This is a genomic window from Microbacterium sp. NPDC064584 (assembly GCF_040687315.1).
Lineage (GTDB): Bacteria > Actinomycetota > Actinomycetes > Actinomycetales > Microbacteriaceae > Microbacterium > Microbacterium lacus.
In genome coordinates, this window is the sequence record NZ_JBFBMZ010000001.1 from 38,758 (window position 1) to 65,130 (window position 26,373).

Sequence of the window (26,373 nt, forward strand, 5' to 3'; positions counted from 1 at the left end):
ATGGAATCGATGTTCGGCAGGGGGATCGCGGTTCTCATCGCGACCTCGTTCGTTCTCAGTCTCGTGTTCGGCTTCCTCGCCGAACTCGTGACCAACATCGTCTGCGGCGCTCGACCACAAGCCGAAAGCATGTTCTCAGGGCTCTGGCTCGCGATCACGGGCGACACCACGGCGTACGCGGCGCCGGCGGGATGCGCGTTGCCGGTGATCGGCATCCGGATCGTCGACCTCGTCGCCGTGCTCCTCGTCATCGCCCTCGCGATCCTGGGGCTCATCGCCTACCGGCGCTACAAGGAGTCGGACCAGGCGTTCGTCGCCGACCTGCGATCGCGCATGGGCTTCGCAGAAGCATCCGAGATCCGCCAGTACCTCTCGGGCAAGGCTGTCCTGCGGCGAGCTCGGCAGCTGCGGCCCGACCTCTCGCGCCCCAAGCCGACGGACGTGGGCTGGCGCGTCGGCCGCTCTCGCGGAACCGACGTCTATGTCTCGATCGAGGACTCGGTGGCGCTCGAAGGGCCACCCCGTTCGGGCAAGGGGTATCGCGTGCTGATCTCCGCGATTCTCGACTGGTCGGGCCCGTTGATCACCACTTCGACGACCAACGACAATCTCACCGCCACCCTGCGGATGCGCGAGCGCCGCGGGCAGGTGCATGTCTTCGACCCACAGGGGCTTTCGGGTGTGCGGCATCCGCTTCGCGTCTCGCCGATCGCGGGGTGCGAGGACCCCTTGGTTGCCATGCAGCGCGGCAGCGCCATCGTCACCGGTACCGCGCTCGGAGCGTCGTCGACCAACGGCGAGTGGGCACAGGCATCCGGCGTGGTGCTGGGCCGGCTACTCCACGCTGCGGCGGTCGGGAACCGTCCGATCGAGGACCTCTACAACTGGGGCACGAGCCCGGTCCTCGCGCGCAAGTCGGCTGTGTCGATCCTGCGCACCGACGGCGCATCGGGCTGGGGAGACAATCTCGAGGCGACGCTGACCGGCGACGACAAGCTCGTGTCTTCGATCTGGTTCGGCGTGCAGGGCGCCGTCGCTCCCCTCGCGGTGCCGAAGATCCGCGACGCCCTCACCCCAAGGCCGGGCGACCCGGTGTTCGATCCCGAGGAGTTCCTCGCGGGCGCAAACACGCTCTACCTCGTCGGTTCTCGGTCCGGCGCCTCGGCGATGGGCGGATTCCTCGGCGCCCTGCTCGACGACATCGTCGAGGTGGCCCGTCTGCAGGCACTCGCGTCGCCGGGCTCACGGCTTCAGCATCCGCTCGGCCTGATTCTCGACGAGATCGCGAACATGTTCCGCTGGGGCAACCTGCCGCAGATCATGGCCGACGGCGGAGGCCGCGGCATCTGCACCTTCGTCGTCCTGCAGGCCCTGTCGCAGGCCGAGACGTCGTGGTCGCGCGCCGAAGCAGACACCATCTGGGCCGCGGCGACCGCGAAGGTCCTGCTGGGCGGAGCGTCGCACGTAGGCCACCTGCGCGACGTCGAGGCACTGCTCGGAACCCGAGAGACCAAGCGCACCCAGCGGTCCTGGTCAACGCGGGAGGCCGGCCACTCCACCAGCGAGCAGCACGAGCGGCTCCCGCTCATGTCGGTGGACGAGATCCGACGGATGCCGCAGAACGTCGGCCTGCTCGCGTACCGCAACCGCCGGGGCGTGCTGCTGGACCTTGCCGGCTGGGACGCGCGACGCGACGCACGAGAGATCCAGATCGCCAAGCGCGCGACCGAGCAGGACCAGCAGACAGTGTTCACCGAGACCCGCCGGCCCGCACCGCGGCCGGTCGTCGAGCCCGAGCCCGAGCCGGAGGCCGCGCCCGAGGCGGTGAACGAGGAATGAGCAATCGCCGCAAGCCCCGAGCCTCGAACGCATACCGCTCGGAGTTCCTGTCCTCTCCCGCGTGGTTCGCCCGGCGTGCGCGGTGGTTCCGCAAGCAGGAGCGTCTCGGTCGCCCGCTCGCGTGCGCCGGATGCGGGTGGCCGGCCACGCGCGATCAGCTCGAGCTGCACCACCTCGACTACCGCGGCGTGCGGTTCGTCGACGGCTCCTGGCGGGCGTTCGAGCGCCACGATGACCTCGTGCCGATGCATCCGTATTGTCACGGTCTGCTCCACCAGGTGATCGATCGCGACCGGGTGCTGTCGCACCATCGTGGTCGACGGGTCGCGTCGGCGATGGCGCTGGCGATTCTTCAGAGGCGGATGCGCGAACTCAGGGAGACGTCATGAACGAGCGAGAGCGAACACCTGAGGAGATTCAGGACTCGATCGCGCAACAGCTGTCGGGCCCGCCAATCCTCACGCATCCGACCGAGCCGGCGGGCGTGCCGCCGGTCGATTGGCGCCACCTGTCGTCCGACGAGTCACGTGCCGCGTGGACCGCGCTGCGCACGTGGGTGGAGTGGTTCACGGTGCGCTACAGCGTGCCGATCAGCGTCGTGCCGGCGTGCTGGTGGAAGCACGGCGCGCTCGTCGAGGAACTCTCGGCGCTCCACAACTTCCATCAGGCGTCGTTCGACAAGAACGACTCGGGATACGGACCGCTCGAGTGGCACGAGCGCCTAGCGCAGGCGCAGCCCCGTCTGCAGCGTGCCGGGTCGGGCTGCACCAGTGGGCACTACGAACTGAAGCCGCGGTCGTGGGTCGGAGAGACCGACGAGGCGGAGTGGGACGCGTGGATCGACCAGAACCACGCCAACTGAGGCACGAGGTGCCTCCCGAATGGAAGGAAGAAGGATGACAACCAGAATCCCGGTCACCATCGAGGGCAACCTCACCGGCGACCCCGAGTACGGCGCGAGCGAGTCGGGCAACGAGTACGCCCGGTTCAGCGTGGCCGTCAACGACCGCCGTCTCAACGAGACCACCGGACGCTGGGAGGACGCGGGAACGGTCTTCCACCGCGTCGTCGTGTTCAACCAGCAGGCCCGCAACGTGGCAACGTCGCTCCGCAAGGGCGACACCGTCATCGTCGGCGGCGACCTCCGCTTCGGCACCTACACCGACAAGGAGTCTGGCCAGACCGGCGAGACTCGCGACATCGTCGCGGACAACGTCGGGGCATCCCTGAAGTACGCAGCCGTCGCCGTCGAGCGCGCCCCAAAAGCTAGCGGCCCTGCAGCGCACAGAGCGCCGTCAGGGCCGTCAGCCGAGCCGGTCTCGTCCACCGGCGTGGGGATCACTCGCTGACCCATCGCAACAGGAGAGCGGCGTGGGAGTCACTGTACTCCTTCGCCGCTTCCTCTCGCGCCCCTATCTGTGGGTCAGCGGCCGAGCCCGCCGCCCGATGCTGGGCCGTTCACCGCACCCATGTCGCGGGCGGGCCGGGAGCGGTCCGGACGAGCCCGCTCCGCGCTGTTCTCCGCATGCTGGATGGCCTCCTCGTATTGCTGGGTGACCAGCTGGTAGCGGGCGAGCAGACGCTCTCTGGCGTGGTCGAGATCCGTCGTGTCTGCTGCACATCCGCGCCCGTGGGCTCTCGCAGCGGCATCCGCCTTTCGCTGGTCAATGTCGAGCAGTGTCCGGGCGGCCTGGGAGAGCCACTCTTGCTGCGCCTCGAGCGCTGTCATCGGCCGAGTGCCAGGATCGCGGGCGGCTCGACCGAGCTCGGTCCGAACCGCCCGCCTCGAGTCATCGATGTTCACTTCCTGCGACCCGCGCATCATGCTCGCGGCGACTTGGTCCCGCGCGGCGGCAGGTGTTCTTGCGATCGCAACCGCCTCGTTATGCGCGCGCCCCCGCGTCATTCCGACGTACAGCCCCGACGCGTCCACGCCGGGCCCGACTACCGAGGCATCCGTCGTCTCGCCTTGGATTCCGTGCACGGTCGCCGCGTAGGCGAGATGCATGTGTTCGGCGGCGTACTCCAGCGACACCCGGCGGCGGTCCCCACTGTCTCCCAGGGCGACGAGTTCGATGTCCGAACCGCGGATGCTTCGGATGGTCCACAGTGCGCGGTTCTCGACATCCGCGTCGCGGTCATTGCGGCGGGTCTGCACCACGTCCCCCTCGAGCAGCCGCTGCTCCCCCTGCCCGATGGCGAGGCGCTCCTCATGCAGCTGTCCCAACTCGACCCGGCGCTCCTGGATCGCCTCGTTGATCGCATCGGCTTCCTCGTTCGTGCTCGTGACCAACGCGACTCGCGCGCGGCTCGCCGCCCAGCGGAAGTACGCCTCGACCATGACGTCGCGCGCTTGCGCGGCATCCGCGACTCGACGGATCGATCCCCGCTCGTCGAGTTGGCCGGCCACCGCGAGCGCTTCTTCGTGGCTGTCAGGCTCGCGCATGCGGAGCGTCAGTGCGGCGTACTCGGGGTCGCGGAACCGATGCACCGCGGTCAGCTCGACGACGGCTGTCGCGCGCCGCGTCATGCACGCCATGGCGCCGGCATGCCCGACCGGCATCGCCTGCAGATGATCGCCCACCATCGCGATGCCGGCGCCGGTCTCCGCAGCAACGACCGCAAGCGCATTCGCTGTGTGCAGGTCGACCATGCCGGCCTCGTCGACGACGACCCGGTCGCTCGGTTGCAGGATGAACCGGCGCGGCCCCATGAAGACCGCTCCGGTTCGGGCGTCGGTCTCACCGACTTCAAGCCGCGTCCAGACCTCGCCGCCCGCTTCATCGCGGCCCCAGCGCCAGCCGTGATCCGCGAGAAGCGCATGCAGGCTGAGTGCCGTCGCTCCGATCTCGCGGGCCGCCACCGAGGCCGCCTTCTTGGTCGGGGCGACCACCACCAGATTGCGTCCCTGGCGTTCGAGTGCGGTGCGGGCAACGCGGAGCATCGTCGTCTTGCCGGCACCCGCCGGCCCCGTCACCGACACGAGGCGATCGGTGCCGGCAATTGACGCAGCAGCGTCCGACTGCCCCTCGTCGAGAGTGACGTCGTGAGGCAGGGTCTTTCGCGAGATGTCCACGATGTCCTCGTGGTCGACCTGCTCCCCGGCGTGCGTGAGCATGTCGAAGCGCGCTGCGAGCTCGACTTTCAGCCCAGCAGTGGAGGCGGCCATGTATCCCTTGATGTGACCTGGCCGGTCGCACTCCTGATCAAGTAGGTCGACGGTGTGCGCGAGGCCCCGCGCGACGACGTCATCGATGAGTTTCTGCATGCTCTCGCGGGGCGCGACGATTCCGGATGCGGCGACAGCCCTGGTCGCGCCGGCTCGCAGGTCGTAGATGCTGAACCTTCCCCCGCACGCCGTGGATCGCGAGTCGGCATCCACGATCGCGCGGGCGGCGAGCAGGTCACGGTCCAGGGGCCCGATCGTCGTCGCGCTCGTTCTCGTCGGCTGGCGCGCGATCAGGAGGGCGGGATCGATCGCTCGCAGCTCATCACGAACGAGCTGCTCCCACTGCTCCTCGTCCACAACGCTCGGCTTGTTCGGGCGGTTTTTCGCCCACGCCAGTCGATCGATGTGCTGGAGGACGTCGTGGTCAGGCTCCTGACCCGGGTGCTCCGATCGCCAGCCGAGCAGCAGCTTCGCGCGGTTCGCTTCGATCTGGTTGGAGCGGCGCGAGAGCGGACGTACGGCGGATGCGAGCTCGGCGATCTCACCGTCGCTGTCGAGCGTGTAGCCATTGCGGGCAAGCGCTTCGAGCCACTGCGGGTCCGTACGCGCGGCCAGCTCGCCCTCCGCGTTGATCAACGTGTGCAGCTTCATCGCAACCCGGGAGTCGACGTTCGACCACCTCCCGTCTTCCCCGAGCACCTTCACGTTCAGCCACAGGTGCCGGTGGATGTGCGGGTCGAGCGCCCGCGAGCGGCGGTGCTGCAGCTCGACGACTTCGATGCGGTGGAGACGCTCCCGGATGTTGCCACCCGCGCCCCGGCGCGCGTTCAGCTCGTGACGCCAGGTCGTGATGATCCGAGTTCGCAGCCGATCCTGAAGTGCCTCGAACTCGGCTGCGAGGTCATCGTTGATCAGCGCGGCGACGCTGTACGACTTGGGTGCATTGATGGTGCCGTCCAGAATCAGGTCCGCCTGCGGCGACCTCAGCTCGCGGCCGCGCGGGGCGTCGGTGTTTGGATCGTGACCGTCTACCCAACGACGTAGCTCCTCTGGATCGAGCGCATCCGACGCGATGCGTCCCTGCTCGACTGTGAATCGCGTGACGCGCGCAGAGCTGCTGTCGGCGTACGCGGCGAGGGCTTCGACGCCGGTGACGCTTCGAAGGTGAGAGTCGCAGCTGCCCTTGAAGGCGTATGCCATCGCCTGTCGAACTCCCGCCGATTCGACGCCCCTCTTCCAGCGTTCGAGGCCTCCGCGCATGCGCCCAGAGTACGCCGAATCTGTCTAACTTACGAGTGCTTACACAGAAGTGCCTGCGTGCATCGCAGTTTTCTCTCAGTCGTTCTGGCCGGCGTGCGTCGTGCTGGTGATCGACATTCGTTAGTGGGGCCCTCAGCGGGCTCGTTCGCGTCCGGGGCATCCGGGCGCTGTGAGTTTTGGCTGTCTGTGGCGGTGTTCTGTGATTGCTCGGTGTCGTTTGGGGTGGTGCGTCTCCTTTTCGTGGCCGTCCATTTCTACGGGATCGCGTGGCTGCTCATTCCCGGCTTCATCTTCGCGGTACGGACGGTGCGCGTCACCGTTGCGGAGTTCGCGGACAACGGAATTCGAGGTCGCCGATGAGCTGTGTTCGCCTCCTGGAAGTGCGGTCTGAGACGACCTTGCGGTCGTCTCCTGGGCTGCGGACGACGAAGCGGTTTCCGCCGCAGAACACAGCAACCCTGACGTCGTACTGATGGATCTCCAGTTCGGCGCTCACGCCGCAATGACCGGAGCCGACGCGACACGGCGGATCCGTGCCCTCGACGCAGCCCCCTACGTGCTCGTACTCACCAATTACGACTCCGACGCCGACATCCTGGGAGCCGTCGAAGCCGGCGCCAGCGGCTACCTCCTCAAAGACGCCCCACCCCACGAGCTCGCCGCAGCCGTCCGGGCCGCCGCCGCAGGGGAAAGCGCCCTCGCTCCCGTCATCGCCTCAAGGCTTCTGAGCCGCATGCGAGCCCCCGAAGCAAGCCTCAGTAGTCGCGAGATGCAGGTGCTTGAGCTCGTCGCGGCCGGCCACTCCAATACCGACATCGCAACCGAACTCTTCGTCAGCGAGACCACCGTCAAATCCCACCTCGCCCACATCTTCACGAAACTCGCCGTCACCTCACGAACCGCAGCCGTCTCCGCAGCCAGACAACGCGGCATCCTGCGCTGAACCTGCGTCACACCGTCATCCCGCGTGGCACCAAATTCGCAGCACGGTCGGGCAGCTGGTCGGCGCACGGATAGCTCGACTGGGTCTGTCCGATAACGGTGGATCTGATCTGGCGGTCATCAGGTGATCCGGCTTTCGAATGCGATCGCGAAGTGGTTCAGTGCCGGCTTCGCCTGACCCCTTGACGCGACAGAGGAAGCGCCCCCGCCTCAAGGCGGAAGCGCTCCCTCTGTCCGACTCGGTGAGACTGGTCAGTACACGACGGTTAGCGTGTTGGAGACCGAAATGATCGTCACGACGGCGGCGTTGATGAAGCCCCCGATATACGGGTTGTTCGTCGCACGGTAAATTTTGCGCGAGATCACGGCCGAGACCGCCAGGATGAGGATGACCGGGAACAGCCAGATGCTGAAGATGCCGCCGAAGCCGGGGATGGTCTCACCGGTGATGAAGAACGTCGCATACTGGGCGATCACGAGTACGATCGGTGCGATCGCGTTTGCCAGGGCGAGCACCAGCGTATTGAGCCATTCCTTGCCGCGCAGCGTGAACCGGTTGAAGCCGTTGATTGCCACCGAGTTCGCGAGGAAGTACACGAGGAAGAACGGCACGTAGAGCAGGCCGATCCACAGCTTGTCCGCTCCGAACGCCTTGACGGCCACGACCCAGAACCGGAAGTCGGTCTTGAAGAAGTAGTCGAGCACGAAGACGATGCCGAATCCGGCCGCGACGACGACCGCTCCGAGGCCGATGCCGTGGAAGAACTTCCTCCAGCCGGGCAGAACCCCAGCGGCCCGCAGGTCGACGCTGTTCTTCTTGCCGAACGCGAAGTAGGAGACCGTCATGATGATCAGCCCCGCGACGCCGTTGATCGCCGCCCAAGTGGCGATGAAGAACACGGCGCCCTGGGTGAAGATCGTCGGCACGGCATTGAAAGCAATGCCCTGCATCACAGGCTGCTGGCTCAGCCAGACGTAGCTCCAGCCCGAGAACAGCGCCGAGACGACCAGGCCGCCCCAGAACCAGGCCAGGCCCTTGCGGCTCGTGGCCGCGAGCGGGGCGGGGTCGGTGACCCGGAGGCCCGCGAAGGCGCGCGTGCCGAGGAGCGCACGCGCGAAGGCGACGAGGAAGATGCCGAAGCCGATGAGACCGAACGCGGTCGCCGTCTCTTTGACCTGCCACACCTGGGTGCCCGGATCGATCGCGTTCGGGGCGGGGAACACGCGCTCCCAGAACTCGACCTGACTACCCACGGTCGTCTTCGAGATCGTGCCCCACGGGTGCGTCTCGGCAGGGGTGTAGACGATGCGATCGGCATCCCCCTCTGCGTAGAACTCACCGGCCGAGCGCGGGTCGCCTTCGGCCGGGTCGGCGCCGAAGTTCAGGAAGGACTGCGCGTTAGGGGTCGAGATGTAATCGCGCGGCGGGGTCAGTGCGACACCCTCCGGGCTGTAGCTGCGGAAGAAGAACTCGTCGTACTGGGCGGCGACGAGACCGACGTCGCGCGTGCCGTAGATGTTCGTGTACGCGCCGTCGGCGTCCGTGTAGACCGGGTCGTTGTCGACGAGGAAGACTGCATCGATGAGCTGCTCGTCGGCCTCGTTGTCCAGGGCCACCGAGAAGTTCGCGGCCCGCGCGCCGTTGGAGTGTCCGGAGACGCCGATCATGTCGGGGTCCACATATGGCAGATCGGCGACGAGCTTCACGACGTCGTACATGCCGGTGCCGCCCAGTTGTACTTGGTCGTTGACCAGCGGAGATGAGTTGCCGTGCCCGTACATGTCGATGGACACCACGACGTACCCGCGACGAGCGAGTTCAACAAAGTTGGCGTCCTGCATCTCGCGGTTGTTCCACCAGCCGTGCGACACGATGATGGCAGGGGCCTGCGAGTCGGCGGTCACCGCGTCGGGCTTGAACAGAAGGGCGCTGATCATCTGGCCCGACGACGTCTCCCACCGCATGTCCTTTACCGCGACGGTCCCGGCGTTCGTCTGTACCGCAGATGCGACTATCGCTGACATCAGCATCAGCACCAATGACAGCGCGAGCCAGAATGGGTTCCTTTTCAGGAAGGTTGCTTTCATGAGATCCCTACTCCTTCGTGGGTATCGGTTGGGTTTCGGTCTGAGCGAGTGTCGGGGGTCAGGTGTCCACGTCACCGTCCACCCAACCCATGGTCTTGGTGACCGCTTTCTTCCAGTTGCGGAAGAGCTGCTCGCGCTCGAGCAGCGGCATCGAGGGGTTCCAGCGCTGGGCCTCGCCCCAGTTCTCGGTGACGGAGTCCTGACCGCCCCAAAATCCGACAGCAATGCCGGCGGCGTAGGCCGCACCGAGGGCGGTGGTCTCGAGGATCTCGGGGCGCAGCACATCTACACCGAGCTGATCCGCCTGGAACTGCATGAGCAGCTCGTTGGCCACCATCCCGCCGTCGACGCGAAGCTCGGCCAGCGCGATGCCCGAATCCGCGTTCATCGCCTCGACTACCTCGCGCGTCTGATAAGCGGTGGCCTCCAGGGCCGCACGGGCGATGTGCTGCCTCGTGACGTAGCGGGTGAGCCCGAGCAGAGCACCACGGGCATCCGGCCGCCAGTACGGGGCGAACAGTCCGGAGAACGCCGGCACGAAGTACGCGCCGCCGTTGTCTTCGACCTCACGGGCCAGCGGCTCGATCTCTGACGCGTCCGAGAACATGCCGAGGTTGTCCCGCAGCCATTGCACGAGGGAGCCTGTGACGGCGATCGATCCCTCGAGCGCGTAGACGGCCGGGGCGTCCCCGATCTTGTAGCAGACGGTAGTGAGCAGTCCGTTCTCAGAGTGCACGCGCGTGGGGCCCGTGTTCAGCAGCAGGAAGTTCCCCGTTCCGTAGGTGTTCTTGGCCATGCCCTCGCTGAAGCAGGCCTGACCGAACATCGCTGCCTGCTGGTCCCCCAGAACTCCGGCGATCGGGACTCCGGGGAGCATCCCGTGCTCGCGACCGACACCGTAAACCTCAGACGAGGACCGGATCTGCGGGAGCATCGACATCGGGATACCCATGTCCGCCACGATCTGCTCGTCCCAGGCCAGAGTGTCGAGGTTCATCAGCATCGTGCGGGAGGCGTTGGTGACGTCGGTGACATGGATGCCGCCCTCCACGCCGCCGGTGAGGTTCCAGAGGACCCAGGTGTCCACCGTGCCGAAGAGCAGGTCGCCGTCGTCGGCGGCCTGACGGGCGCCGACGACGTTGTCCAGGATCCACTTCACCTTGGGGCCAGCGAAGTAGGTCGCCAGCGGCAGGCCGACGCTCGCCTTGTACCGATCGACCCCGTGCTCGCGCGAGAGGTCCTCGACGATCCGCTGCGTCCTCGTGTCCTGCCAGACGATGGCCCGGCACACGGGGACTCCGGTGTGGCGGTTCCAGACGATGGTGGTCTCGCGCTGATTCGTGAGTCCGACCGCGGCAATGTCGCCGTGCGTCAGGTTCGCGCGGGTGAGCGCGAGTCCCACGGCCTCGCGCACGTTGTCCCAGATCTCGATGGCGTCGTGCTCGACCCATCCCGCCCGGGGGAAGTGCTGGAGATGCTCGAGCTGTCCACTGGCCACGATCGACGCCGAGTGGTCGAACACGATCGCGCGAGTGCTCGTCGTGCCCTGGTCGATCGACAATACGTATCGTGTCACGGGGTGCTCTCCATCGAAGCGTGTGAGGGGTGGGATGGGGGGGATCGGCGATCAGGGACGCGGCGACATGGCGGCGACTCCGGGGGCGGCCGCCCTGGCGCGCGCGGCCGCGGCGTCATCGCTCGTGCGCGCCGCAGCGGCGACCGCGTCGGCCACGGCGGTATACGCCGCGACCTCCTCGTCGCGCCGCGCGTCTGACCAGCCCAATTCGCCGGCGACGATACGGGCGACCTCGGGAAGGGCCGCCAGCGCTTCGTCGGCGTACTCGTAGACCATGCGGGTGCGACGGTGCATCACATCCTCCAGGTGCAGCGCACCCTCATGGCTGACGGCGTACGCGATTTCCGCGCGCAGATAGGCGGGCGCATGCTCAAGCGGGCGGGACATGGTCTCGTCGCGGTCGCAGATCTCGGCGATGTCGCGGATGTCGGAGCCGTACCGGTGCAGCAGGTGATCGACCATCGCCGCGTCCCAGCCGAACTGGCGTGCGAGGGCGCCCGGGGCGCCGTCGGCCGAAGGGCGCCCGCCCACGAGCGGGAGGGTCTGTGTGATCGATGGTCGCGGGGCGGCCGCTTCGGCGCCTAAGGCGAAGTCGACGGCATCCCGCGCCATGATCCGGTACGTGGTGAACTTGCCGCCGGCGATGACGGTCAACCCCGGGACGGGCGAGGCGACCGTGTGCTCGCGCGACACCTTCTCTGATGCGGTGCCGTCCTTGGTGCCCGGCTGCAGCAGCGGGCGCAGCCCGGCCCACGTGCCGATGATGTCGTCGTGTGTGAGCGCCTTTTCCAGCACCGCATTCGCCTCGTCGAGCACGTAGTTGATGTCGCGGGCGTGTGCGGCGGGATTGACGAGGTCTTCAGTCCAGGGGGTGTCGGTCGTGCCGATGACCCAGTACCGCGACCACGGGATCACGAAGAGGACGCTCTTCTTCGTCTGCAGGATCAGACCCGCGTCGCCCTCGATCCGGTCGCGGGGGACGACGATGTGGATGCCCTTGGAGGCCAGCACCCGCAGCCCGCCGGTCTCGCCGGCGAGAGCCTGAGACTGCTCGGTCCAGACACCGGTTGAGCTGATGACATGGCGCGCCTTGACGGCGATCACGCGATCCGTCTCGAGGTCGCGCAGCAGCGCCCCGTCGACGACACCGGCGCCGTTCTTGGTCAGCTCCACCACCTGTATGCGCGTGGCCGCCTGTGCCCCGTACCCCGCCGCGGTGCGCACGAGTGTCGTGACGTATCTCGCGTCGTCCACCGTCGCGTCCCAGTACTCGATCGCCCCGACGGCCGCCCGCGCGCTGAGGTCCGGGAAGACCCGGTCGAGGTCGGCACGGCTGAGGTGGCGATGCCAGGGGAGGGCGCGCTTTCCCCGTCGGAGGGTCGCGAGCACGTCGTAGAGGGCGATGCCCGCGCCCACGAAGGCACGCTCCCATACCCGGTGGCGCAATGGGTAGAGGAACGGCACGGGGCGCACTAGGTGAGGGGCCACGGTGGTCAGGAGGAGGTCGCGCTCGGCTAATGCCTCGAACACCAGCTTGAAGTCGAGCATCTGCAGGTAGCGGAGACCCCCGTGCACGAGCTTGCTCGAGCGAGACGATGTTCCCGCGCCCCAGTCCTGCGCCTCGACTACCACGGTCTCGAGACCCCTACTCGCCGCATCGAGGGCGATGCCGGCACCGGTGATGCCGCCTCCGATCACCAGGACATCGAGCTCTCGCCCCGGCCGTGAGCTCTCGGATAGACGCGCGAGGGCGCGGTCGCGGGATTCCTTCGTGAGGCGAGTGTCGAGCATGGCGTTCCGTTCTTGAGGACCGGCGGAATCTCCCGCGGACAGCCTGAAGCGTATTAGCCTTGGGACGTATGATGCCAAATCGCGCATGGATCCTGCACGAATGTGCAGAAGAGTTATGAGTAAGGACGAAATGATCCTGGCGGCGGCCTCGATGTACTACCTCCAGGACATCAAAATGGAGACGATCGCTCAGCGGTTGCACATGTCGAGATCGACCGTGTCACGACTTCTCAAAGAAGCCCGGTCGTCAGGGCTCGTCAGCGTGACGCTGCGCCCGACCCCCTCACATGCCCCGGAGGTTGCCCACCTCATCGCGGAGCAATTCGGCGTCGAGGCCTATGTGGTGCCCGTCAGCGACTCCGCATCGATGCAGGAGCGTCTGGATCAGGTGGCCACCGCCACAGCCAAGATGGTGACCGACTGGTTCGATTCAGACATGATCCTCGGGATCGCGTGGGGAAGAACTCTCGGCGCGGTGTCGCAGCATCTCACGAAGAAGCCGACGCGCGGAAGCGTCATCGTTCAGCTCAACGGGGGTGCGAACAACCGCACGTCGGGCGTCGACTATGTGGACAACCTGATCTCTCGATTCGGTGAGGCGTTCGATGCGCGGGTGCAGTCGTTTCCGGTGCCTGCCTTCTTCGACTATGCCAGCACGCGACACGCGATGTGGCGTGAGCGCTCCATCGCGCGGGTGCTCGAGGTGCAGCGGCAGGCGGACATCGCCCTGTTCTCGATCGGTGCCGTGACTGGCCAGGTGCCTAGCCATGTCTACTCGGCGGGGTACCTCGAACCAGACGACATTCGTGTGCTCGAGTCGGCCGGAGTGGTCGGCGACGTTTGCACGGTGTTCCTCCGAGCCGATGGGACGTACGAGGACCTTGCCTTGAACGAACGTGCAACCGGTCCCACGCCAGCGGAGCTCACGCGCATTCCGCGTCGCGTGTGCGCCGTCGCCGGAGAAAACAAGGTCATCCCTCTACTGGCGGCTCTTCGCGCGGGAATAATCACGCAGCTCATCCTTGATGAGCAGACCGCCCGCGAACTGCGGCGCCGTATCACCTAGATCCATCGAGAACTCAGCTCACGCCGACATCGTGGACGTGGTAGCAGATCGCTGACCCCCCGATCATCGACAAAACAGTGACTCATCGGAGACTCACACCGACGAACACAGCGCGATCACGAGCAGGTCTAAGTCGGCCGCGGGCTTGGGGTTTGAACATGGTCGGCGCGATCGCCGAAGATCGCCCGCACATGGCCTCCGGAGAACTCGGCATCCCCACAACCGCCACCCGGCAAGAACCACGCCACACCCCGCCTCCGGCGCGGCGGAACCGGCTCCGCACATACGAAGAGGACGAGTGATGGCCCAGGCATTCATCGTGACCAAGGAGCACCGGCGCTCCACCGAATTCGCGAACGCCGTCCGGAAGGAGAAGACAATCGGGATCTGCCACGGTGATGCCGGCGTCGGCAAAACCAAGTCCGCCCGCAGGTACGCCAACTGGGACACCCTGGAGCCGTACATGAACGAATGGGGCCCGCGTAGCGATGCCGACGCCGCGTTCTACGCCCTCGCCAACCGATCCCGCACCGTCTTCTACACCCCCGAAGTCCTTCCTCGACCCAAGGAACTCGTCCGCGAGATCGGCTACTGGCACAACAAGCTGGACAGCTGCATTGAGGAACACCAACGCGCGATCGGCAAAGTCACCGGCCAGCGCGCACACACTCATTCCTTCCTCGAGCTGCTCATCATCGATGAAGCCGAACGGCTCACCCCCATGGCCCTCGAACTACTCCGCGACCAGCACGATCGCACACACGTCGCCATCATCCTGATCGGCATGCCCGGCATCGACCAACGCTTCCGCCACTACCCGCAGCTCTACAGCAGGCTCGGGTTCTCCCACCACTATCGAGCCCTCGGTCGCGACGAACTCCTCTTCGTCCTGGACAGACACTGGAGACGAATCGGACGCTCCCTCGACCCGGAAGACTTCACTGACGCTCAAGCCATAGCTGCCATCGAACGCATCACCCGCGGCAACTTCCGACTCCTCGAGCGGCTCTTCCCCCAGATCGCGCGTGTACTCAAGATCAATCAGCTCGAAACCATCACCGACGACGTCGTCGAAGCCGCAGCCAGCATCCTCGTCATCGGCGACTAGGAGCAACTTCCTCACGAAGGCGCGGCCATGAGACTAATCGGGTATGTGCTGACGTCGACGCCACAACCATTAGAAGACCGTCAGCGACTTGACCTCATCAATGCGGGCGTCGACTCCTCCGACATCTACACCGACCACGACGGGGAATGTGCCCGCCCTTCTCGGCCCCAGCTGAACCGGGCGCTCAACGCCCTCCGCCCCGGAGACACACTCACAATCGACACGCTCGAACGACTCGGACGATCGACGCAGACCGTGCTCGCGGTCGCGGCGCAGCTGCAAACCCGCCGAGCTGAACTAAGAGTGTTGGACCTTGGCGGCAACACCGTCGACACCTCGACGGCGGCGGGCTCGATGCTATTCACCACCCTTGCCGCGCTGACCCAAATGGAGCGAGAACTCAATCGCGAACGCGCCCACGACTCGATCGAACGACGTCGTCAGGCCGGCACTAATCTCGGCGGCCGCCCCCTCGTCTTCACAGATGATCAAATCCGAAGAGCGGTACGTCTCGTCGAGGAAGGACAGCCAGCCGCCGAGGTCGCTTTCGATCTAGGAATGTCACGCGCGACGTTCTATAGGAGGTCCAAGGCCCTCGACGAATGAACCCAGACCGACGACACCAAGCGACCACGGAACCCCGCCACAGACCGCTGATCTTCACATCCGGGCGCGTTTGCATTCAGCCCTGCGAATCGACTCCGGTTGCAGATGTCGTCGCGATGAGGGACCGGCTTTTCGGGCGCGGTCGGCCCGGTTCCGGGGGGCGTCACCGACTCGCGCCAAACGCGGATGCGACGCATAGTTTGGAGGACAGCGCGACGGCTTCGTTGAGACACCAAGGCCGCTGCTACCGCGCGCGGCGATTGCCAGAGCCCAGGAGCTGGATGTGCGACACGACGGCTCGTCCGGCTGGGATGACCGCCGTCACCTACATGTCCCGCTCGACTAGGGTCACTTGGTGGGGACTTTGAGCGACGGGCAGCACAAAAGCCGGACGCCCGGCCTTTGATGACCGACGAGCGATTGAGGAGCGTGTGGGAAGACACTCCGGACGTCTTGAGCTGACCTGGACGGACAAGGACAAGGCGCTGATCTCGACCGGCGACGGTCGGTATGACTACACCTTCGTTGACAAGTACGATCCGCGGGCTCGCGAGATCCGTCTGCTGCACGACGTCGGCGGCCTCGTCAGGCCGACACCAGTCGCTCGTTCGGCTGATCTGCCGGAGCCCACGAACGACAATCTCCTCATTACCGGCGACGCTATGCATGCGCTCGATGCTCTCCGGATGACACCAGAATGGGCCTCGCAGTACTTGGGGAAGATCAAGCTCGTCTATATCGACCCGCCCTTCAACACCGGGCAGAGTTTCGATAACTATGAGGATCTACTCGACCACTCGATCTGGTTGACAATGATGAGGGACCGGTTGCGACAGGTCTATCCACTGCTGGCAATCGACGGTTGCATATGGGTACACCTCGATCACATTGAATCCCACCGGTGCAGGCTGGTGCTGGACGAGGTGTTTGGGATCAGCAACTTCGTTGCGGAGGTAGCCTGGCAGAAGTCCGACAATACGCGTAGCAACAACACCGGATTCTCGACCTCGCATGACACGCTTCTGGTGTACCGGAAGTCGGAGCAATGGGTACCGAACCGAATGCCGCGTTCGGCAGCGCTTGATCTCAAGTACACAAGTCCGGACGGAGACTCGGAGCGCTGGTTCGATGGGCCTACCACCGTGCGCGGCGATCAAAAGCACCACGAGTACATTCACGCTGTCCAGCACCCGATCACTGGCGAGCTTCTGTATCCGACGAGGAGCCGTCACTGGTCCAAGTCGCGGGACTGGATTCTCGAGCAGATGAGTCAGTATGCCCCGTACGAGCTACGCGACATCGACGATGTTGAGCAGCGAGCAGCGGTGTGTGGCCTTGATCCATCGCAAATGAGGGCAGGTGTGAAAGCGGTAATGCTCGCGCTTCCCCTTGCTGAGTCCGCTGAGCTCGCCCGCGCTCGCTATGCGAGGGGAGACTGGCCCGAGATCATTCTCCGGTCGAACGGTCAAGGAGGGATTGGCTTCAAGCTGCGGATCCCCACCGGCGGTTCGGTTCCCACCACTTGGTGGCGGTTTCAGGAGGTTGGTTCGAACCGAACCGCTAAGTCGGAGATCAAGGCGTTGTTCCCCGCCGATCACGCATTCGATACCCCGAAGCCGGAGCGTTTGCTGCAACGGATCATTGCGATCTCTACTGAGCCCGGCGACGTCGTGCTCGATTGCTTTGCGGGGTCGGGCACTACTGCTGCCGTAGCGCACAAGATGGGGCGGCGATGGGTGACTTCAGAAATGCGGCCTACCACAGTTCAGAAATACACGAGGCGGCGTCTCGAGAAGGTGGTTGAAGGCGTAGACGACGGGGGCATCACGATTGCCGAAGCTCGAGTGCCATGGACCGACGCAAGCGGCGAGGAGGCGGGCCTGCCCGAGGGCATGCTGCCGGAGGACGCGAAGGACTTCTTGACGCAGCTCAAGAGAGTCGTAGATTTCGTCGATCCGGATGGAGCGGTGCTCGACTCAAAGTCGCTTGCTGCGCTCCGGGCTGCGATCAGAACCCGACCGCAGCGCACACGGCAGTGGCACGGCGGTGGAGGATTTCGGCACGTGGAGGTCGGTCCGTCCATGTACGACATTGACGAGCAATCTGGTGAAGTCTTCCTTGCTGAATCGGCTGTCAACGGCAACTGGTCGAAGGCAGTCGCGGCGCAATTGCGGTTCACCTTGACGCCTGAGCACCCTGTTTTTTGTGGGGTGCGAGGACGACAGAGGCTTGCAGTCGTGGATGGCGTAGCCGACGAGATCGTCGTGCGCACGGTGGCAGAGCACCTCGCCACAAACGAACGTGCGGTTGTAGTCGCCAAGCTCGTACTACCAGGTGCCCGCGAACTACTGCACTCGCTGTCGCCTGGATCGCGGATCAAGAAGGCACCGCTCGATCTGTTTCCGAAGGGCACGGTGAAATGACTGTCAGTTGGATTGATGACCCGCAGCTCGTTGAAGAGATCGCGGCGAGGTTCGACCTCCGAGACCCGAACCGTCGAGCTCTTGCGGCCGTCGTTGAAGCGTTGGCCACGGGCGCTGGAACGGTCTATCCCGAGGTTGTGGTCGACCTAGCGACTGGTGTGGGCAAGACGTTTCTCATGTCTTCGCTGGTGGACTATGCGGCAGCGATTGGAGTTCGTCACGTCCTTGTGGTCACTCCAGGTTCGGTGATTCAGGCGAAGACTCTCGCCAACTTCGATGCCGCGTCGGAGAAGTACGTAGCGGGGGCTGACATGCCGCCGTTTGTGATCACGCCAGAGAACTTCAGGTCTGCCGCGGTCGCGAGCGCGCTACGCGATGACGAGGCCCTCAAGGTATTCGTCTTCAATGTGCACCAACTCATCTCGCCGAGGCAACGCGTGAGCCGCAAGGTGCGCGAAATGGACGAGAATCTCGGCGCAGCGCTTTACGAGTACCTCAAGGATGCGGACGATCTTCTCGTAGTGGCTGACGAGCACCACATTTATCATCAGAATGCTGCGTCATTCTCAGCCGCAATACGTGATTTGGATCCGCTGGCACTGGTTGGACTCACCGCCACTCCGGCCGAATCTGACAGGTCGAAGGTCATCTTCCAGTACACGCTCGGCGAGGCGATCGCTGACGAGTTGGTAAAGGTACCGGTCATTGTGTATCGCAAGGACGGAACCCGCGACGAGGAAACGCAACTCAAGGACGCGTGCACTCTACTGCGCCGAAAGGAGGTCGCATACCTCACGTACCGCGAAGCAAACCCCACGGGGGCGCCTGTGAAGCCGGTGTTGTTCGTCGTTGCCGCCTCTATCGAACACGCGGGCGATGTCGCTCAGACGCTGGCCAGTCCCGGCTTCATCGGCGATCCATCCGCGGTTCTCGAGGTCACGTCTGAGTCATCCGACGAAGCGCTGGCTGCCCTGGCGGCCGTTGAAAGTGCCGACTCGCCGATCAAGGCGATCGTTTCAGTGAATAAGCTCAGAGAGGGCTGGGACGTTCGCAACATCGCAGTGATAGTGGCGCTCCGCCGACTCGCTTCGCAGTCGCTGACGGAGCAGATCCTCGGCCGGGGACTTCGACTTCCCTTCGGATCGCGTACGCAGGTTCCCTTGATCGATCAGGTAGACCTGGTCGCGCACGACTCGTACCAGCAACTGCTTGCGCAGAAGGATATTCTCCGCGAGCGAATTGAGTCGCCACCTACCGAGACTGAGGTCGACGAACAAGGAGCGGCTACCAGCGCCGGAGATTTGCCCACACTAGACCCGACGCTCGCAACCGACGATCCGCGGCAGCCCGGTCCATCCATGTCCGCGGTCGTTCCAAGCAAGAATGTAGACCTTTCTCCCGTCGTGCGTGGCACACCTGGCCAAGCTCAAGACGAGCCGGAAGTTCTCTTCTTTCTCGACGCCGATCAGCGAAAGGCCGAGCCCGAGCCGGTCGTGCAGGGTCGTACTGAGGGCGCGCCCCAGATCGTCTTCCCCCGTCGCGAGGCGCGCCTCACGTACTCTGCGTTCACGCTGTCGGATATCCCTAACGGAGACGCGCAGGCCGCCGGGGCTCGCTTCATCACTGAAGTCCCCACCTTTCTCGCAAAGGATGCTCTGGAAGCGTCACGCGACGGGGATGACATCAGGATCACTGTCACGCCTCAACAGAACGTTGAAGCGCAACAAACCCTTACCGGCATAGATACGGTGCGCGAAGACCTCACAGCGGCGATCTTGAGTCTTGTGGTTGAGACACGGGAGGAGCGGAACGGGGCACGGCGCCTGACAGGCGCGTTTCTGCGCGGCGCCGGCGTCACCGAGGCAACCGAAACAAGTCATTGGGGCGAGAACCGGCGCCACCAGGCCGTCCAGGGGATCACGAACCTCATCCAAGCCGCATATGGGCGCCGCAAACGTGAAATGACGTACGACCTTGTCGCGGTCAGTCTGCCCGTGGAACCGGTACTAGTGGACGGCGCTGCGCGAAACGCGTACAACGATGAGTTTCTGAAGCATGCGCAATTTACCGGCTGGCAGCGGAACATCATGCCGGTAGCGTCCTTTGACGCTGGCTCGACTGAGTGGAAGCTTGCCCAACTGCTCGATCGGGATCCTGAGATCGAATGGTGGTTGAGGATCTACACAAACGGTCCGGCATTCATTCCGACGGCCGAGGGCTCGTACTTTCCCGACTTCATCGCGATCGATGTCAGTGGGGTCTTCTGGGTCATCGAAGGTAAGGCTGACAAGAACTCGCACGACGCAGACGTTCTCCGCAAGCGAGAGGCCGCGGAGCGCTGGGCGCGCGCAGTTCGGGACGATGGCACATTCGGTGACTGGCACTACGTCTTTGCCAACGAAACAGCAATCAGGCAGGCTGGCTCGTGGGCGGCCCTGAAGGTGGCGACGAACCCCGAGTAGCGATCGTGTCTCCCCATTGGCGCATTAGACGGACGGAAGCATCCGATGCTATCCGTGTCAGCGCGTCACCTCCGTCTGCGGCTACACGCCAATGGCTCGATGCCCAGGCCCGTGCGGACGCCGGTGTCGGAGGCCGTGCCTATCATCGGCTTGAGCTTGGGCGCTGCAATCAACGCCGGTTGACGGAAGTCGGCTCAGGAGGGGATAGCCGACGTGGCAACTGACGACACCGACGCGCAGTCGAGCATCGCGGCCGTGGACGACGCAGAGCGTGATCTGTTGCTCGCTCAGGTACGCGAGGTTTATGGGCGCGCGTGCTACACGCACAAGACCCATGAGAAGCAGGCCGACATCAGCTCGGCCCTGTACCGACAGCAGCGGCAGATCAGGGTCTGGCTCACCGCGGCAAGCTCGGGCGTCTTCCTGGCCTCCCTCTTCGGTGTCGTTCTGGACGCACAGTGGGCGGCGCTGGCCACCTCGTTCGTCGCGGTGCTGCTGTCCGCCTCCACCCTCGCCGGCAAAGACTTCAAGCACGGGGAGGAGACCCAGCAGCACCGCGACACCGCCGCAGCGCTGTGGAGCATTCGGGAGTCGTATCTGTCGTTGATCGTCGACCTGACGGGTGGGGCGATTGACCTGGGTGCGGCGCGAGAGACGCGTGATCGGCTTCAGGAGTCCGCGGCAGACATCCTCCGGGAAGCGCCGCGGACCACACCGAAGGCGTACCGGCTGGCCCAGCAAGGGTTGCAGCTGAACGAGGACCTCACGTTCACCGAACAGGAGATCGACTACCTGCTGCCAGCAAAGCTGCGCACCGCGAAGGCGGGAGGCGCGCATGTCGCAGACCGGTGAGATCTTCGAGGGCCTCCTCGCCAACCTGAAAGTCGACAACACCGCGGCGATCGGCGAGCGGCGCGACGCCATCACCAAGAGCTTGAACAATGAGTTCCGCGGCATTCTGGGCTCGACCGACAACAAGCTCATGGTCGGCTCCTACGGACGCTTCACCGCGATCAAAGGCATCTCGGACCTCGATCTGCTGTACGTCCTCCCCAACTCGCTCCGCTCCGACTATGAGAAAACCGGCGGAGCATCCAGGGCGCTCACCCGTACTCGGACCGCCATACGTGCGCGGTACCCGTCCACCTCGATAAAGGTCGACCGACTGGTAGTCGTTGTCGAGTTCTCGAACTTCAAGTTCGAGGTGCAGCCTGTCTTCGAGAACGACGACGAGTCCTTCTCGTACCCCGACACGTACAGCGACAGCTGGAAGATCACCAAACCGCGCGCCGAGATTCAGGCGATGAGCACCGACGACATCCTGGCTGGAGGGAACTTGCGGCGGCTGTGCAAGTTTGCACGGGCTTGGAAGAACAAGCACGGCGTGGCGATGGGTGGTTTGCTGATCGACACGCTCGCCTACAACTTCCTCGCCGACAACCCAGACCATCGAGGGACCGGGAGCGATAGCTGGGGTCTGATGGTTCGGGACTTCTTCGAATACCTCTCTGACGAAGACGACCATCAGCATTACGCCGCGCTCGGAAGCCGGCAGCGAGTGAAGGTCAAGAAGCAATTCCAGAGTGCGGCGACCGATGCATACGACCTGTGTGTGACCGCTATCGCTGCCGCCGGGCAAAAGAACGCCTACAAGAAGTGGCGGGCTGTGTTCGGCAACAGTGTCCCGGTCATCGACGCCGTCGCCGTCCACTCTGCGAGCGCCTTCGTCGACACCGAGCAGTTCATCGAGTCGTTCTACCCGGTCGACATTCGGTACGACCTCACCATCGACTGCACCGTGACCCAGGACGGGTTCCGGCCGCAGACCCTCCGCGCGGTCCTCAGCATGCTCAAGCTGCTGCCGGTGAAGAAGCAACTGACATTCACGATCACCGCCACCGATGTCCCGGGGCCATACACGGTGAAGTGGAAGGTACTAAACCGTGGGCCGGAAGCCGAACGCTTGAACAGCATCCGCGGACAGATAATCAACCCGAGCGTCGGCAACCAACGCAGGGAGGTCACCAGCTTCCGCGGCTCGCACCTCGTCGAGTGCTACATCATCCACAACGGCGTCGTCGTCGCCCGCGACAGCCTCGACGTTCCGATTGCTGCGGATACCCGGTGACACCCGACGGCGTCGTTGAGCGAACGTGGATCTCAGTCGATTCTGAACGCGGCCCAACACGCAGAGGAGCACTCTGATGCCCCAAAGTCCCTTTTCGGCGGTGCCGAATGGGTGGTTCTACGAGAACACCCCTAACGACGACGCGCGGTTCGTTCTCGGCACCGTCGGGCAGAACCCTCTGGTATGCGTCGGCGTTAACCCGAGCACGGCGACCCCGTGGAAGCTGGACCCGACGGTCGAACGGGTAAAGCGACGTGCAGCGGCGCAGAACTTCGACAGCTGGATCATGCTGAATCTGTATCCGCAACGCTCCACGGATCCGACGGGCATGCACCTGCACTACCTGCCGGAACTGATGAGTGAGAACGAAGAGCGCATCGCTGAGCTCATGCAGAATCTCACCGCGCAGTTGGGGCGGGTGTCGCTGTTGGCCGCGTGGGGAATCCTGATCGACACGCGTCCATACCTCCCAGGGATGGCACGCGGCATCGCGAAGATCGTCGATGACGCTTGTTGCGACTGGGTGTCGATCGGTGAGCCGCTGGTCGACGGTCACCCGCGGCATCCTTCGAGAGCGCCTTATGCGCTCCCGCTAGTGACCTTCGACATGGGGGGATACCTCAAGACTTTGTAGGCGGGTGCCTCCAGCAAGGCACACGAGCTGAGACCAGCCGGCGCTCTATCCTTCATCGGGCAAGAGCGCCCTCCTCGTGGAGTTGCAGCGCATCGCAAGCGCACGATAGGGCACCTTCGACGCGCGATGCCCGTAAGTGGATCCAGGTCAGCGCCGCCACCTACTCCGCGCGTTTGCATTCTCGTCCCGCGCCGGGAGCCCCCGCCAGCGTTCTTGCGGGTGACGGTCGATCCATTCTTTCGCGGAGGGGTGATCAGCACGGAGGTCGTGATCGAGACCTGTGTCCATTCGCGTGATCTGGCCGCGCTCCCACTCGTAGGCGCCGGGGAGTTCAGACCAGATCGCGCGGAGCTCGCTGCACCGCGCGGTCCGCTGGCCGCACTTGCAGGTGCCCGTGTCACTGTCGTCAGAGTGTCTCTCCGCGACGAAAAGGATCGCGCTCAGTGCGCGAGCGCGCTGACGGAAGGCCCGACCGACAAGCCGCACGCGTTCGTCGTTCACGCCCGCTCCGAAGCGTGCCCGAAGCTCGTCGCCTATGTTGCCGTCCTGAAAGAAGCCCTCGACGGAGACGCGCATGGCGTCGTTGAGCGCCACGCGATTGTCCTCCGCGAGCTTTTCGGCCGCCACCGCACGAGCGACGGCAGCGCGGCGTCTCCCTTCGAGGTCCGCCGCCACAGCCTGCCAGGCCCGGAGGTGATCTTGATTCTTCTGTTCGGGCCTGCTGTAGTGAATCTGACATTCTGGGCAGACCTGCTGCGCCTTGTCAGTGCGGTCGAGAGGCGGCTCGGCCTTCATTAGGTGACAACAGAGACATTCGTTCACAGTGGCTCCCTCGGTCGGGACCGACCATAGCGAGGGCGACCGACACGACCGGGAATGCTCGTTAGGGCAGGCATGCGAAACGGTCCATGACCGCGGTTAGATCGCGAGCGCGAGGCTCATCAGCCCGATCTTGATTGCACGAAGCGGCGCGCTCAGCGCGCATTGCCCGAATGGGGCCCCTGCTCTCCGTCAGCACGGATTGACTGAACCGCACAGGCGTCAATCTCGACGACCGCCGCCGGTGAGCTCACCCCAGTCGGCGATCGCCCCGCCCCCGGGCCCATGCTGAAGGAGATACACGGTATGGATTCGCTCGCACGCTGTACGGAGCGTGGTCACCCAACCGATGTGGTCGCCGCGAAGGTAGGGCTTATAGCGAGCATCCGCGCCACCGTTGACGCGTCACAACTCGACGCGTCCGTACTCGTGGCCGAAGCCGTCGAGTATCTGCCACGTACCGGTTGGGCCCCGACCGCCGCGATAATCGGATGCCAGCGCGCGGACATGTCGTCCCCAATCTCCGGCCGCGAGTCGATGCTACGTCGGAGCCGGCGACATTGACCATCCGGATCGCACGCGGAAGCGCTTCAGAGGGATGGAGCCGTCGCGCTGCATGCCCGAGAGTCCTTCCCACCCGGACGGATAGAATCCCGAGCAGGAGGATCGATGACGGTCGAAACGTCGCCGTGGCGCGCGAACGACGCTGCAAGGTTCGACCTCGCTCGCGAAGCGGTAGGCAACGTCGTCGCGTTGCTGCTCGATCTCTCCCGCGCAGGAATGCTCGTCACCGATGCCGCCCTTGACGAGGCGAAGCGATTTCGCCACGATCTGCTTGATTCCGGCTTCGACCGAGCGCGCGCGGACCAACTCCTCACCGACATCGAGTCGAGACTTGCTGAGCTCGAGGGGCTACGGCAATGAGTGACACCGTCCTCACGGACGTGGCCGCGAAGCGGATATTCGACGAGCAGATCGTGCCGATCGTCTTTCCCGACGAGCCGCGCAGCGAGTCGCCGCGGATGACGTTTGTCGTGGGCCAGCCCGGCAGCGCCGTCAACCGGGCAGCGGCTCAACTCTCGGACGGCCGCGCGGTTGCCGTTCTGAGCGCGACCGAGCTGCGCTCGTTCCACCCCCATTACCTCAGGCTGTCGCGTGACCGCTCACCCGAGGGCGCGCGCATCCTGCAGGACTCTGCTTCGGGATGGATGCGCAGCGCACTCCAGCACGCGAGGACCAACAAGCGATCGTTGCTCCTCGACGGCACGCTCAGCACGCAGGAGGTTGCTCTAGCTGCAACAGGTCTGTTCAGCACCAGCGGCTTCGAGACCTCCGTCGCGGCGGTTGCCGTGCCCCGCGCCGAGAGCCTGCTCGCCCTGGCATCGAAGTACCTGCTCGACACCCGCGAGGGTCGCGCGTCTCCCTTCACCGCGCTCGCAGACCACGACAAGCTCTACCTCGACACCCGCGCGCTGATCGAAACTCTGGAGACGGCGCCCAGCGTTGACCGGCTCACCATCATCGACCGCAACGGAAGCGCACTGTTCGATGCATCGCGACTCGACCCGCGCGGCTTCGCCGGCGCCCTCGCTGCTCTCGATCTCGCACGCGAGTCACCACTATCCCCAGCACGCGCCATGCGATGGCTATCCGAGCTTCGAGCGACGACCGATTACGCACTGTCTCTCCGGCCGATTCCCGCCGCGCTCGGCGAGGTTCTGGTCGAGCTCCATGAGATCGGTCGCCGCGAGGTCGTGCCCGGACTGCACCTCCCCCAGGATTCGCAGGCACGCCCCAATGCCGAGGCTGCGCTCGATAGACAACTCCTCGCTGTTCGGCAGGCGAGCCAAGTCGAGAGCCGTCCGGAGCGTCGGCCTGGCCCGTCGATCTCGACCCCCGACGTCGACCGCGGCATCTCGCTCTGACGGACCAGAAGAGGGCAACATCCGCGGAAGCGCAACCGCCGTTCAGCTCACGATCGAGTATGCAGCGGGCGCAGCCCCCAGCACCGCCGCGACTGCCAACGTGACCGCCACCAACGCCGCCATGACGGCTGAGATTCGAATGGCCGCAGCGAGCCTGCCACGTCCGACCGAGAGCGCGAGCCCCGGGAGCATGACCGCGAACGCCGCACTGCAGAAGCACATCACTCCCAGCGCCAGCGTGATCGCTGCCTGATCGTTCATGGGATCTCCAACGGGGCCTCTGCCCCCTCGGAGTCAGTGTGACGCCGACCCCCGACATCGTCCACGGCCAAGTTCAGCGAGTGGCCCGTCTCGAAGGCCTTCACCCTCAACCCCATTCGCCACCATCCCTCCGACAATGGCGAATCAAGCGGTCGGGGCTGGCGGAGTACCGGGACCGTGAAGTAGCGGAGCGAGCGCAGCGAGTGAGCATGCTTCGCGAAAGCCCGGTGCGCAGCCGGCAGCGACTGCTATCCTCTCGATCGGAGGGTTGCCCGC

Annotated in this window: 20 protein-coding genes and 1 pseudogene; 16 read left to right on the forward strand and 5 right to left on the reverse strand. The window is 65.0% G+C overall.

The window, feature by feature from the left end; genetic code table 11:
- The 4 genes from AB0P18_RS00190 to AB0P18_RS00205 are packed head-to-tail and all read left to right on the forward strand — an operon-like array spanning window position 1 to window position 3,188.
- Complete coding sequence (locus AB0P18_RS00190; RefSeq protein ID WP_363358402.1) at window positions 1-1,839, forward strand: TraM recognition domain-containing protein; 1,839 nt, start codon at window positions 1-3, stop codon at window positions 1,837-1,839.
- Window positions 1,836-2,228, forward strand: a complete 393-nt coding sequence (locus AB0P18_RS00195; protein WP_363358403.1) for a hypothetical protein — start codon at window positions 1,836-1,838, stop codon at window positions 2,226-2,228. The genes AB0P18_RS00190 and AB0P18_RS00195 overlap by 4 nt, the downstream gene beginning before the upstream one ends.
- Window positions 2,225-2,701 (forward strand): hypothetical protein, encoded by a 477-nt coding sequence (locus tag AB0P18_RS00200; protein ID WP_292679996.1) that lies wholly within the window; start codon window positions 2,225-2,227, stop codon window positions 2,699-2,701. Before AB0P18_RS00195 ends, AB0P18_RS00200 begins: the two co-directional genes overlap by 4 nt.
- Window positions 2,702-2,735: 34 nt before the next feature.
- Entirely contained in the window at window positions 2,736-3,188 is a 453-nt protein-coding gene (locus tag AB0P18_RS00205) for a single-stranded DNA-binding protein (protein WP_363358404.1), read from the forward strand.
- A 74-nt stretch (window positions 3,189-3,262) separates the two neighbouring features.
- On the opposite strand, the gene AB0P18_RS00210 is transcribed toward AB0P18_RS00205, so the two are convergent.
- Window positions 3,263-6,268 carry an AAA family ATPase gene (locus AB0P18_RS00210; RefSeq protein ID WP_363358405.1) on the reverse strand — a complete coding sequence of 1,002 codons (3,006 nt, stop codon included), beginning with the start codon at window positions 6,266-6,268 and terminating at the stop codon, window positions 3,263-3,265.
- A gap of 394 nt (window positions 6,269-6,662) precedes the next feature.
- Between AB0P18_RS00210 and AB0P18_RS00215 the strand changes: the two are divergent.
- Window positions 6,663-7,211 (forward strand): annotated as a pseudogene (locus AB0P18_RS00215) (response regulator transcription factor); the annotation flags it as partial.
- A 251-nt stretch (window positions 7,212-7,462) separates the two neighbouring features.
- Here the strand turns inward: AB0P18_RS00215 and AB0P18_RS00220 are convergent.
- From AB0P18_RS00220 to AB0P18_RS00230, 3 genes are read right to left on the reverse strand one after another with little or no spacing between them, the layout of a single operon-like run.
- Window positions 7,463-9,298, reverse strand: a complete 1,836-nt coding sequence (locus tag AB0P18_RS00220; protein WP_363358406.1) for a prolyl oligopeptidase family serine peptidase — start codon at window positions 9,296-9,298, stop codon at window positions 7,463-7,465.
- Window positions 9,299-9,356: 58 nt separating this feature from the next.
- Complete coding sequence (gene glpK, locus AB0P18_RS00225; RefSeq protein WP_363358407.1) at window positions 9,357-10,874, reverse strand: glycerol kinase GlpK; 1,518 nt, start codon at window positions 10,872-10,874, stop codon at window positions 9,357-9,359.
- 51 nt (window positions 10,875-10,925) lie between these two features.
- Window positions 10,926-12,665 (reverse strand): glycerol-3-phosphate dehydrogenase/oxidase, encoded by a 1,740-nt coding sequence (locus AB0P18_RS00230; RefSeq protein WP_363358408.1) that lies wholly within the window; start codon window positions 12,663-12,665, stop codon window positions 10,926-10,928.
- 115 nt (window positions 12,666-12,780) lie between these two features.
- On the opposite strand from AB0P18_RS00230, the gene AB0P18_RS00235 reads away from it, so the two are divergent.
- The 11 genes from AB0P18_RS00235 to AB0P18_RS00285 all read left to right on the forward strand — a co-directional run bounded on the left by AB0P18_RS00235 (window position 12,781) and on the right by AB0P18_RS00285 (window position 25,836).
- On the forward strand, window positions 12,781-13,731 hold the full coding sequence (locus tag AB0P18_RS00235; RefSeq protein ID WP_363358409.1) for a sugar-binding domain-containing protein: 951 nt from the start codon (window positions 12,781-12,783) through the stop codon (window positions 13,729-13,731).
- Window positions 13,732-14,032: 301 nt separating this feature from the next.
- A complete protein-coding gene (locus AB0P18_RS00240) occupies window positions 14,033-14,839 on the forward strand; it encodes an AAA family ATPase (RefSeq protein ID WP_363358410.1) in 807 nt (268 codons plus the stop codon).
- A gap of 45 nt (window positions 14,840-14,884) precedes the next feature.
- Window positions 14,885-15,445: a recombinase family protein gene (locus AB0P18_RS00245; protein ID WP_363358411.1), complete on the forward strand. Its 561-nt coding sequence runs from the start codon at window positions 14,885-14,887 to the stop codon at window positions 15,443-15,445.
- 431 nt (window positions 15,446-15,876) lie between these two features.
- Complete coding sequence (locus AB0P18_RS00250; protein ID WP_363358412.1) at window positions 15,877-17,868, forward strand: site-specific DNA-methyltransferase; 1,992 nt, start codon at window positions 15,877-15,879, stop codon at window positions 17,866-17,868.
- The gene (locus AB0P18_RS00255; RefSeq protein ID WP_363358413.1) at window positions 17,865-20,330 is read left to right on the forward strand and encodes a DEAD/DEAH box helicase family protein; all 2,466 of its coding nucleotides are present in this window, start codon (window positions 17,865-17,867) and stop codon (window positions 20,328-20,330) included. Before AB0P18_RS00250 ends, AB0P18_RS00255 begins: the two co-directional genes overlap by 4 nt.
- A 255-nt stretch (window positions 20,331-20,585) precedes the next feature.
- The gene (locus AB0P18_RS00260; RefSeq protein ID WP_363358414.1) at window positions 20,586-21,182 is read left to right on the forward strand and encodes an SLATT domain-containing protein; all 597 of its coding nucleotides are present in this window, start codon (window positions 20,586-20,588) and stop codon (window positions 21,180-21,182) included.
- Entirely contained in the window at window positions 21,166-22,458 is a 1,293-nt protein-coding gene (locus AB0P18_RS00265) for a nucleotidyltransferase (RefSeq protein ID WP_363358415.1), read from the forward strand. The genes AB0P18_RS00260 and AB0P18_RS00265 overlap by 17 nt, the downstream gene beginning before the upstream one ends.
- Before the next feature lie 76 nt (window positions 22,459-22,534).
- A complete protein-coding gene (locus AB0P18_RS00270; RefSeq protein WP_363358416.1) occupies window positions 22,535-23,092 on the forward strand; it encodes a DUF1643 domain-containing protein in 558 nt (185 codons plus the stop codon).
- A 219-nt stretch (window positions 23,093-23,311) separates the two neighbouring features.
- Entirely contained in the window at window positions 23,312-23,890 is a 579-nt protein-coding gene (locus tag AB0P18_RS00275) for a hypothetical protein (protein ID WP_363358417.1), read from the forward strand.
- Between the two features lie 690 nt (window positions 23,891-24,580).
- Entirely contained in the window at window positions 24,581-24,835 is a 255-nt protein-coding gene (locus tag AB0P18_RS00280) for a hypothetical protein (RefSeq protein WP_363358418.1), read from the forward strand.
- Complete coding sequence (locus AB0P18_RS00285) at window positions 24,832-25,836, forward strand: zeta toxin family protein (RefSeq protein WP_363358419.1); 1,005 nt, start codon at window positions 24,832-24,834, stop codon at window positions 25,834-25,836. The genes AB0P18_RS00280 and AB0P18_RS00285 overlap by 4 nt, the downstream gene beginning before the upstream one ends.
- Before the next feature lie 42 nt (window positions 25,837-25,878).
- Here AB0P18_RS00285 and AB0P18_RS00290 read toward each other — a convergent pair whose 3' ends face one another.
- A complete protein-coding gene (locus AB0P18_RS00290) occupies window positions 25,879-26,097 on the reverse strand; it encodes a hypothetical protein (RefSeq protein ID WP_363358420.1) in 219 nt (72 codons plus the stop codon).
- Window positions 26,098-26,373: the final 276 nt, after the last annotated feature.